The sequence below is a fragment of the Scandinavium sp. genome (assembly GCF_051650185.1).
Classification (GTDB): domain Bacteria; phylum Pseudomonadota; class Gammaproteobacteria; order Enterobacterales; family Enterobacteriaceae; genus Scandinavium.
The window spans coordinates 1-10,921 of the sequence record NZ_JBOFIN010000075.1; the positions used below are offsets into that span (position 1 = coordinate 1).

Annotated in this window: 10 protein-coding genes; 5 read left to right on the top strand and 5 right to left on the bottom strand. The window is 51.7% G+C overall.

Annotated features, from left to right (window positions below; all coding sequences use genetic code 11):
* The 4 genes from ACRCWW_RS09565 to ACRCWW_RS09580 form a co-directional block, all read right to left on the bottom strand.
* Positions 1-64 (bottom strand): hypothetical protein (locus tag ACRCWW_RS09565; RefSeq protein ID WP_438682212.1); only part of this gene is annotated, 64 nt, incomplete at its 3' end.
* Between the two features lie 18 nt (positions 65-82).
* Positions 83-1,027 carry a cytochrome o ubiquinol oxidase subunit II gene (gene cyoA / locus ACRCWW_RS09570; RefSeq protein ID WP_438682203.1) on the bottom strand — a complete coding sequence of 315 codons (945 nt, stop codon included), beginning with the start codon at positions 1,025-1,027 and terminating at the stop codon, positions 83-85.
* Positions 1,028-1,495: 468 nt separating this feature from the next.
* A complete protein-coding gene (gene ampG / locus ACRCWW_RS09575) occupies positions 1,496-2,971 on the bottom strand; it encodes a muropeptide MFS transporter AmpG (RefSeq protein WP_438682204.1) in 1,476 nt (491 codons plus the stop codon).
* A gap of 44 nt (positions 2,972-3,015) precedes the next feature.
* Complete coding sequence (locus ACRCWW_RS09580; protein WP_438682205.1) at positions 3,016-3,594, bottom strand: lipoprotein; 579 nt, start codon at positions 3,592-3,594, stop codon at positions 3,016-3,018.
* Positions 3,595-3,915: 321 nt separating this feature from the next.
* Here ACRCWW_RS09580 and bolA point away from each other — a divergent pair, with 321 nt between their 5' ends.
* The 5 genes from bolA to lon all read left to right on the top strand — a co-directional run bounded on the left by bolA (position 3,916) and on the right by lon (position 10,676).
* Positions 3,916-4,233, top strand: a complete 318-nt coding sequence (gene bolA, locus ACRCWW_RS09585) for a transcriptional regulator BolA (RefSeq protein WP_438682206.1) — start codon at positions 3,916-3,918, stop codon at positions 4,231-4,233.
* A 345-nt stretch (positions 4,234-4,578) separates the two neighbouring features.
* Positions 4,579-5,877 carry a trigger factor gene (tig, locus tag ACRCWW_RS09590; protein WP_438682207.1) on the top strand — a complete coding sequence of 433 codons (1,299 nt, stop codon included), beginning with the start codon at positions 4,579-4,581 and terminating at the stop codon, positions 5,875-5,877.
* Positions 5,878-6,134: 257 nt separating this feature from the next.
* Positions 6,135-6,758, top strand: a complete 624-nt coding sequence (clpP, locus tag ACRCWW_RS09595; protein ID WP_438682208.1) for an ATP-dependent Clp endopeptidase proteolytic subunit ClpP — start codon at positions 6,135-6,137, stop codon at positions 6,756-6,758.
* Between the two features lie 106 nt (positions 6,759-6,864).
* A complete protein-coding gene (gene clpX / locus ACRCWW_RS09600) occupies positions 6,865-8,139 on the top strand; it encodes an ATP-dependent protease ATP-binding subunit ClpX (protein WP_438682209.1) in 1,275 nt (424 codons plus the stop codon).
* Between the two features lie 182 nt (positions 8,140-8,321).
* Entirely contained in the window at positions 8,322-10,676 is a 2,355-nt protein-coding gene (lon, locus tag ACRCWW_RS09605) for an endopeptidase La (protein ID WP_438682210.1), read from the top strand.
* Between the two features lie 19 nt (positions 10,677-10,695).
* On the opposite strand, the gene ACRCWW_RS09610 is transcribed toward lon, so the two are convergent.
* The coding region (locus ACRCWW_RS09610; RefSeq protein ID WP_438682211.1) for a hypothetical protein at positions 10,696-10,921 on the bottom strand (226 nt) is incomplete at its 5' end.

Consider the following 10,921-nt stretch of genomic DNA (forward strand, 5'->3'; position numbering starts at 1 on the left):
CCACCGTAACCACGATAATGGGTTCGTGGTAGGGCACTGCATCCAGTGTTAATTTTCCGAACATCGTTTCTTCCTCGGCCCCTTAGTGAGCGGTTTCCGCGTGACTCATGTCCATGCCTTCCATCCCTTCGTGTGAGGCATGCTCACCGGCAGGTTGGCTCATGTCCATGTGACCGTGACCCATGAATTTGTTAATCACATCTTTGAACAAATCAGGTTGCACGCTGGAGAAGTATTCCACCTTGTTGTATTCGCTCGGTGCGGCCAGTTTGTCATACGCAGCCATGTCGTTCATGGTGCTCTGAGACTGTTTCACTTTCGCGACCCACTGATCGAAACCAGCGCGATCAGGTGTGGCAATGGCTTTGAACTTCATTCCAGAGAAGCCCGGGCCACTGTAGCTGGCGGAGATACCGTCGTAGGTGCCTGCTTCATTGGCGATCAGGTGCAGGTTAGTCTGCATACCGGCCATCGCATAAATCTGGCTACCCAAACGCGGGATAAAGAACGAGTTCATCACGGAGTTGGAGGTGACTTTGAACTGTACTGGAACGTTCGCCGGGAAGGCGATTTCGTTGACAGTTGCAATACCCTGTTCCGGATAAATGAAGAACCATTTCCAGTCCATGGAGACCACTTCGATGGTCACTGGTTTTTCGTCATGGGCCAGCGGTTTGCTAGGCTCAAGCGCGTGAGTGGTCTTCCAGGTGAGAACGGCAAGGAACAGGATGATAAGGATAGGAACCGTCCAGACCACAGCTTCCACTTTATTGGAGTGTGACCAGTTAGGGCTATACTTCGCATCTTTATTGCTCGCACGGTACTTCCAGGCGAAACCAACTGCCATCAAGATGGCGGGAATAACGACAATCAACATCAGGCCAAAAGCCGTCAGTATCAAAGAACGTTGCTCCAGTCCAATCTGTCCTTTGGGGTCAAGTAGCGCAGAATCACAGCCACTGAGTAATACAGTGCCTGCGAGTAATGACAACCATCCCAAACTTTTATTGTATTTCCTGAGTCTCATTAACGACCTCAATTCCACGGGATCTGGTGGCGTTTAAAGTGTGGGGGCATTTTACGGGAAGGTTACATTACTGTAAACATGATTGGAGAAGTGTCTTTGGGCTGTTACCGGGTTCTGCCGGGGCTGTCACAGATGTTACCGATTATGTCTAAAATCAAGGCGGATAGCGCATTAGCGCTGCGTTATAACTAAATGGGGTTGAATAATCTGGTTTATGGGCGTTGGGCTATAGATGGCGTCAAAAACAAACAAATAATTAACAATAAATTATCAAATAAACGACAATGAAAAAACAATAAAATAAATGGCCTCAGGCTGAATCGGTTAAGGAAATAAGCCGAAATGCGAAAAGCGCCAGTAATTTCCGAAATTTGATAACGCACAAAATAACAATCGGAAAAAATGAATGACCGACGGCCGTTATAATTACCTGGGGTGATTACAACGGCTATTTCGCTTATTTATTGTTCAGGCAAGGCGTGTTTTTCGTAATGCCAGCGCATCCAGAATACCGCCTAAGACAATGCCGCCAATGGCAATAAAAGCGCCGACTTCCAGCATGCCGGTAAGGAATGAGAAGTTGGTCAGATCCAGGGCGTTCAACACCAGCAGCAGTAGCCAGACGGCGAGGACAAGGCAGCCCACAGCGAGAATCAACAGCGCCAAAGAATAGGCCGATTTAAATTCGGTGCGCGGCATAAAGCTTTCTGTTTGCCAGGTGTATTCCAGCGTCTGGCGGCACAGCAGCAGAAGTAAAATACCGGGAACAGCGGCAACGACAGAGAACATATAAAAGGTAGGCCAGCCGTGTGCTTCGACAAACCAACCGGCAATCGGGCCCACATAAACCCGCCCAACGGCAGACAGCGCCGAGAGCAGAGCAAACTGGGTGGCTGAAAACGACTTGTTGCAGAGTGTCATCAACAGGGCGACGAACGCAGAGGTGCCCATTCCGCCGCACAGATTTTCGAAGAAGACGGCAGTGCCCATGCTGAGCATGTGCTTGTCAGTGACTGACAGCAGCCAGTAACCCGCGTTCGACGCCCCTTGCAAAATGCCGAAAATCAGCAAAGCCCTGAACAGCGACAGGCGTTGCATTAACACTCCGCCATACAGAGCCCCGAGGATGGTGGCAAACAGCCCCAACGTTTTGTTCACCACGCCCACTTCGCCCGCATCAAAACCAACGCCGCGGATCAGAAACGTGGTGGTCAGACTCATGGCAAACGCATCGCCCAGCTTATAAAGGACGATAAGCAGCAGAATCAGCCACGCGTTGTTGCGGCCAAAGAAATCCAGCAATGGCTCAGCCACAGCTTGTTCCAGCGTTTTCGGGGCTGGAATAACGTCGCTGGGTTCCGGTGCTATCAAGGTGGCGATGATGCAAGGGATCATCAGAGCGGCCATCAGCCAGTACATCGCTTGCCAGCCAAGCCATTGATCGGCTAACCACAGCGCCAGACCGCCAGAAACCAGCATCGCCAGGCGGTAACCCAGCACGCTTATCGCCGCGCCTGTGCCACGCTCTTCCGGTGGCAGCACATCCGTTTTCCAGGCATCGAACACGATATCTTGAGAGGCAGAACAGAAAGCTATCACGACCGCCAGCGCGGCCATCCAGCGTAACTGGCTGGAAGGTTCGAGAAAGCCCATCGCAGCAATGGCTACCAGCAACAGCAGCTGAGTCGTTGCTAACCAACCGCGACGACGACCAAGGAACGGCGGCGTGTAGCGGTCCATCATCGGCGACCACAGGAACTTAAAGACGTAGGCCTGGCCGACGAGCGAGAAAAAACCGATGGTCTTGAGATCGATGTTCTCGACCGTCATCCACGCCTGAAGCGTGCCGGATGTCAACGCCAGAGGCAGGCCAGAGGCGAAGCCGAGGATCAGCAGAATGGCTGATTTAGGTTGCTGGAAGATGCGCAGAGAGTGATTTGACATGGGCTTTAGATGACTGACCCGGCCGGAGCCGGGTCAGAGTCGACTTAACGAGCGTTTTGCTTGATGAAGTCGTGAACGCTGGTGTCCTGCGCCATATCGGAAATGGTGTCCGTCAGCACGCTGTTCACTGCGTTTGCGATATTCTGGTTATTGGCGGTGAATGCGCCTTCAACCTGATAGCTCGCGCGGTAGTTTTTGGTCATCTTGTTGCCGTTTTTCGCGGTCGCGATGATGGCGATGTCTGCTTTGGTCGCGATGTTGTAGCGAACGTTGCCCTGAGACACGTCAGCGTACAGGTTGTTCACGATGATTTGCAGATCAACAGCACCGTTCGGGCCAATCATGTAGCCACGGGCAGTCATCTGTTTCTCAAGGACTTCCTGCAGCAGGAAGCGCAGATCGCGAGACGCGGTCAGGGTCACCAGCTGGTTATCACGGGTGACTTTCGCCAGCGCCTGGTCCTGACGCTGATCGGCACCATTGATGCTGACGGTCACGCCCATCAGGCTTGGATCCTGTGAAGGCAGGGTAATTTTAGGCGATACGTCAATGGTGGTTTGCGGCTTGGCACAACCGGCCAGCATAAACATCGCAACCAACGGGAAGAGGATTTTTTTTAACATGTTTTGGCTCTCAGCGTCACTGTTGTTCAACGGGCAAAATTTTCTACGGGCGAAAAATTCCCGCCATCATAACATCGCCATCAGAGAGGGGAAGTGGGCAACGCATGTAAATTCATCGTGTTGAATGATTTCTGAGCACAGGCACAATTTCGTGCTGATTTTTGCGAGGATTCGGATGGCAATAGAGGCAAACTTCATCCCTTTGCGTGAGAGAAACAGACGAAAGCTAAATTTTTGTTGTCTTCATGTAATGGAAACGGTAAAAGCGGCTAACATTTAAAGGGAAGGGCGGCATCTCAGCGTTGTCGGAGGAGTAAATTCATGATGATACGTGAACAGATAGAAGAAAAATTAAGGGCGGCGTTTTCACCCTTATTCCTCGAGGTGGTCGACGAAAGTTATCGCCACAATGTCCCGGCGGGCTCTGAAAGCCATTTCAAAGTCGTACTGGTTAGCGACCGTTTTGCCGGAGAGCGTTTCCTCAACCGTCATCGAATGATTTACGGAACCTTAACCGCTGAATTGTCCAGCACCGTACATGCGCTGGCACTGCACACCTACACGGTGAAAGAGTGGGAAGGGTTACAGGACACCGTGTTTGCATCCCCGCCGTGTCGCGGAGCAGGCACTATCGCGTAAATTCACATTTGCAACAGCCGGAACTTTTCCAGTATGTTGCGTACAGATTAATGAGAAACGGCCTGCGGGCCGTTTTGTTTTGCATGAGATTTGAGCGGGTAATGCTTTTTTCAGGTCAAATTTACCTCAAAATTGTGAAAAATGGCGCATCGCTGCGCCATTCCTGTTCTCGACTCACTACAGTGATGCCGCTATAATGCTGCGTCTTATTTTCGGAATGTCTTCGGGATGATTCTGGCAACAGGGAATGGTCTTCTGTACTGAAGGGAACATCCCGGTTCTGCGAAGTCTGCGATACGCGCTTCCAGAGTTGACCGAGCACTGTGATTTTTTTGAGGTAACAAGATGCAAGTTTCAGTTGAAACCACTCAGGGCCTTGGCCGCCGTGTAACGATTACTATCGCTGCTGACAGCATCGAAAACGCTGTAAAAAGCGAGCTGGTCAACGTAGCGAAAAAAGTTCGCATCGACGGTTTCCGTAAAGGGAAAGTACCGATGAATGTTGTTGCTCAGCGTTATGGCGCCTCTGTTCGCCAGGACGTGCTGGGTGACCTGATGAGCCGCAATTTCGTTGATGCGATCATCAAAGAGAAAATCAACCCAGCCGGTGCCCCGAACTACGTTCCGGGTGAATACAAACTGGGCGAAGACTTCACTTACGCGGTTGAGTTCGAAGTATACCCAGAAGTCGAACTGCAGGGTCTGGACGCAATCGAAGTTGAAAAACCAGTGGTTGAAGTGACCGATGCTGACGTTGACGGCATGCTGGACACTCTGCGTAAGCAGCAGGCGACCTGGAAAGATAAAGAAGGCGCAGTTGACGCTGAAGACCGCGTTACCGTTGACTTCTCCGGCTCTGTAGACGGCGAAGAATTCGAAGGCGGCAAAGCCACTGATTTCGTTCTGGCAATGGGCCAGGGTCGTATGATTCCAGGCTTTGAAGACGGTATCAAAGGCCACAAAGCGGGCGAAGAGTTCACCATCGACGTGACCTTCCCGGAAGAGTACCACGCTGAAAATCTGAAAGGTAAAGCGGCTAAGTTCGTCATTAACCTGAAGAAAGTCGAAGAGCGTGAGCTGCCAGAACTGACTGAAGAATTCATCAAGCGTTTCGGCGTGGAAGATGGTTCTGTAGCCGGTCTGCGTGCTGAAGTACGTAAGAACATGGAGCGCGAGCTGAAAGGTGCTGTTAAAAACCGCATCAAGTCTCAGGCAATCGAAGGTCTGGTTAACGCCAACAACATCGACGTGCCAGCGGCCCTGATCGACAGCGAAGTTGACGTTCTGCGTCAGCAGGCTGCACAGCGCTTTGGCGGCAACGCTAAACAAGCGATGGAACTGCCACGCGAACTGTTCGAAGAACAAGCTAAGCGCCGCGTTGTTGTTGGCCTGCTGCTGGGCGAAGTGATTCGTACCCACGAGCTGAAAGCTGACGAAGACCGCGTGAAAGGCCTGATCGAAGAAATGGCTTCCGCGTACGAAGATCCGAAAGAAGTTATCGAGTTCTACAGCAAAAACAAAGAGCTGATGGACAACATGCGTAACGTCGCTCTGGAAGAGCAGGCTGTTGAAGCCGTTCTGAACAAAGCGAAAGTGTCTGAAAAAGCCACTTCTTTCAACGAACTGATGAACCAGCAGGCGTAATTAACGCCTCTGTCGCCTAAAGTTTGAGCGAAAACCCGTTACCGTTTGGTGACGGGTTTTTTTATTGCACTAATAGGACGCCTGAACGTGCCAAAACAGTGTTTCGGTGTTAGCGTAACACCAAAATATTGTTATGCTTGAAATACGGCAGTAGCAACCCCATAAAAGGGGAAGTAACAGATCGACTGGCTGATGATCCGTCCGCAAGGTTACAATCAGTACAGCAGGTAATTTCACTATTTATCCAGGAGACGGACATGTCATACAGTGGCGAACGAGATAACTTTGCACCCCATATGGCCCTGGTGCCCATGGTCATCGAACAGACCTCTCGCGGTGAACGTTCTTTTGATATCTACTCCCGTCTGCTCAAGGAGCGCGTTATCTTTCTGACCGGCCAGGTGGAAGACCACATGGCGAACCTGATCGTAGCGCAGATGCTGTTTCTGGAAGCGGAAAACCCGGAAAAAGACATTTACCTGTACATCAACTCCCCAGGCGGCGTGATCACCGCAGGCATGTCTATCTATGACACCATGCAGTTCATCAAGCCGGACGTCAGCACCATTTGTATGGGTCAGGCGTGCTCGATGGGTGCTTTCCTGCTGACTGCGGGCGCAAAAGGTAAGCGTTTCTGCCTGCCTAACTCCCGCGTGATGATTCACCAGCCGCTGGGCGGTTATCAGGGTCAGGCGACGGATATCGAAATCCACGCCAAAGAAATCCTGAAAGTTAAAGCGCGCATGAATGAACTTATGGCGCAACACACGGGTCACTCTCTTGAGCAGATCGAGCGCGATACCGAACGCGATCGCTTCCTCTCTGCATCAGAAGCGGTGGAGTACGGCCTGGTCGACTCCATTTTGACCCATCGTAACTAATGCCAGCTCGCCGAGTGCCGCTATACTGTAGAGGGCGGCATTCCGCGAAGACTGGCATTTGCGTCGTCATGTGCGGCACAAAGAACATAGAAAGAGGTTTGGACTCATGACAGATAAACGCAAAGATGGTTCAGGCAAACTGTTGTATTGCTCTTTTTGCGGCAAAAGCCAGCATGAAGTGCGTAAGCTGATCGCCGGGCCGTCCGTGTATATCTGCGACGAATGCGTTGATTTATGTAACGACATCATTCGCGAAGAAATCAAAGAAGTCGCTCCGCATCGTGAACGTAGTGCATTGCCAACGCCGCATGAAATCCGCCATCACCTGGACGATTATGTTATCGGCCAGGAAAGGGCGAAAAAAGTGCTGGCGGTGGCGGTTTACAACCACTACAAGCGTCTGCGTAACGGCGATACCAGCAACGGCGTAGAACTCGGCAAAAGTAACATTCTGCTGATTGGCCCAACCGGTTCCGGTAAAACGCTGCTGGCGGAAACGCTCGCTCGTCTGCTGGACGTGCCATTTACCATGGCGGATGCCACCACCCTGACTGAAGCCGGTTATGTGGGTGAAGACGTGGAAAACATCATCCAGAAATTGCTGCAGAAGTGCGATTACGACGTACAGAAAGCGCAGCGCGGCATCGTCTATATCGATGAGATCGACAAAATTTCCCGTAAATCGGATAACCCGTCGATCACCCGTGACGTGTCTGGCGAAGGCGTACAGCAGGCTCTGCTGAAGCTTATCGAAGGCACCGTGGCCGCTGTTCCGCCGCAGGGCGGGCGTAAGCATCCGCAGCAGGAGTTCCTGCAGGTTGATACCTCGAAGATCCTCTTTATTTGTGGCGGTGCATTTGCTGGCCTCGATAAAGTCATCGCTAACCGCGTTGAAACAGGTTCAGGCATCGGCTTCGGCGCGACCGTAAAAGCGAAATCTGAAAAAGCCAACGAAGGCGAACTGCTGGAGCAGGTCGAGCCGGAAGATTTGATCAAATTTGGTCTTATCCCTGAGTTTATCGGCCGTCTGCCAGTCGTTGCCACCCTGAATGAACTGAGCGAAGACGCGCTGATTCAGATCCTCAAAGAGCCGAAAAACGCCCTGACCAAGCAGTATCAGGCGCTGTTTAATCTCGAAGGTGTCGATCTGGAATTCCGTGATGAAGCGCTGGACGCGATTGCTCGCAAAGCGATGGCCCGTAAAACCGGTGCACGTGGCCTGCGTTCTATCGTTGAAGCTGCGCTGCTCGATACCATGTACGATCTGCCTTCTATGGAAGATGTCGAAAAAGTGGTTATCGATGAGTCCGTCATCGAAGGGCAAACTAAGCCGCTGCTGATGTATGGCTCCAGTGAAACACAGCAGGCATCTGGCGAATAATTCACCAAATTACTCAGTCAGTTAACCAAAAGGGGGATATTTTATCCCCCTTTTACTTTTCCTGTATTCCTGCCGTTGAATGTGTGGGAAACATCCCCATATACTGGATTACATGTTAACGGTGGCGTAAAGCCAGTGGCGCCATCGACTACCTGGCGGACATTAAACTAAGAGAGAGCTCTATGAATCCTGAGCGTTCTGAACGCATTGAAATCCCCGTATTGCCATTGCGCGATGTGGTGGTTTATCCGCATATGGTCATTCCCTTATTTGTAGGGCGGGAAAAATCTATCCGTTGTCTGGAAGCGGCCATGGACCATGATAAAAAAATCATGCTGGTCGCTCAAAAAGATGCGTCAACGGATGAGCCGGGTGTAAACGATCTTTTCACCGTCGGGACCGTGGCCTCTATTTTGCAGATGCTGAAACTGCCTGACGGCACCGTCAAAGTGCTGGTTGAAGGCCTGCAGCGTGCACGTATTTCCGCACTGTCTGATAACGGCGAGCATTTCTCGGCGAAAGCAGAGTACCTTGAGTCTCCGGTTATCGAAGAGCGCGAGCAGGAGGTGCTGGTACGCACCGCCATCAGCCAGTTCGAAGGCTACATCAAGCTCAATAAGAAAATCCCACCGGAAGTGCTGACGTCGCTGAACAGCATCGACGACCCGGCGCGTCTGGCGGACACCATCGCGGCTCACATGCCACTCAAGCTGACGGACAAACAGTCCGTGCTCGAGATGTCAGACATCAATGAGCGTCTGGAATACCTGATGGCGATGATGGAATCGGAAATCGACCTGCTGCAGGTTGAGAAACGTATCCGCAATCGCGTCAAAAAGCAGATGGAGAAATCCCAGCGCGAGTACTATCTGAACGAGCAAATGAAAGCCATTCAGAAAGAACTCGGCGAGATGGACGATGCGCCAGACGAAAACGAAGCCCTGAAGCGTAAGATTGACGCCGCTAAGATGCCGAAAGAGGCAAAAGAGAAGGCCGAAGCTGAGCTGCAGAAGCTGAAAATGATGTCTCCGATGTCGGCGGAAGCGACGGTCGTTCGTGGCTACATTGACTGGATGGTGCAGGTTCCGTGGAACGCACGCAGCAAAGTCAAAAAAGATCTGCGCCAGGCGCAAGAGATCCTCGATACCGACCATTATGGTCTGGAGCGCGTCAAAGACCGCATCCTTGAGTATCTCGCAGTCCAGAGCCGAGTGAACAAACTGAAAGGGCCGATTCTGTGCCTGGTTGGGCCTCCGGGTGTGGGTAAAACCTCGCTTGGTCAGTCCATTGCCAAAGCAACCGGTCGTAAATATATCCGTATGGCGCTCGGCGGCGTGCGTGATGAAGCCGAAATTCGCGGTCACCGTCGTACCTATATCGGTTCGATGCCGGGCAAACTTATCCAGAAAATGGCGAAAGTGGGCGTTAAAAACCCGCTGTTCCTGCTGGATGAGATCGACAAAATGTCGTCTGACATGCGCGGAGACCCGGCGTCTGCCTTACTGGAAGTCCTTGATCCAGAGCAGAACGTGGCGTTCAGCGATCACTATCTGGAAGTCGATTACGATCTCAGCGATGTGATGTTCGTGGCGACCTCTAACTCCATGAACATTCCGGCTCCGCTGCTGGATCGTATGGAAGTGATTCGTCTTTCCGGTTACACCGAAGATGAGAAGCTGAACATTGCTAAACGCCACCTGTTGCCAAAACAGATTGAGCGTAACGCCCTGAAAAAAGGCGAGATCACGGTCGAAGACAGCGCGATTGTCGGCATCATTCGTTACTACACTCGTGAAGCCGGTGTGCGTAGCCTGGAGCGTGAAATCTCCAAGCTGTGCCGTAAAGCGGTAAAACAGCTTCTGCTGGATAAAACGCTCAAGCACATCACCATCAACGGTGAGAATCTGCATGATTACCTTGGCGTACAGCGCTTCGACTATGGCCGTGCGGATGATGAAAACCGTGTGGGTCAGGTTACGGGTCTTGCGTGGACGGAAGTGGGTGGCGATCTGCTGACCATCGAAACCGCGTGTGTACCGGGCAAAGGCAAGCTGACTTATACCGGTTCCCTGGGTGAAGTGATGCAGGAATCCATTCAGGCTGCGCTGACAGTGGTTCGTGCGCGTGCAGAGAAACTCGGCATTAATGGCGACTTCTACGAAAAACGCGACATCCACGTTCACGTTCCTGAAGGCGCAACGCCAAAAGATGGGCCAAGCGCCGGTATCGCAATGTGTACCGCGCTGGTGTCCTGTCTGACGGGTAACCCGGTGCGTGCCGATGTGGCGATGACCGGTGAGATCACCCTGCGTGGCCAGGTACTGCCGATTGGTGGTCTGAAGGAAAAACTGCTCGCGGCGCACCGTGGCGGCATTAAGACTGTTCTGATTCCGGACGAGAACAAACGCGATTTGGAAGAAATTCCGGATAACGTGATTGCCGATTTGCAGATTCATCCTGTGAAACGTATTGAGGAAGTTCTGGCACTTGCACTGCAGAATGAGCCTTACGGCATGCAGGTTGTAACCGCAAAATAGTGACTTCGCGCAAATAGCGTTAAGAAAAACAGGGCTGGCAGGTGATTTCGCACTTGCCAGCCTTTTTTTGTATAGCTAATTTAGATTGCTGGTTGGGTATGTCATAGACAACGGGTGTTGTAAGGGCATGACACTCCTGATATAACTGCTGCGCCGTCGCACTGCGAAGGATTCCAGTGCGATATAAATTATAAAGAGAGGAAGAGAACAGTGAACAAATCTCAACTGATTGACAAAATTGCTGC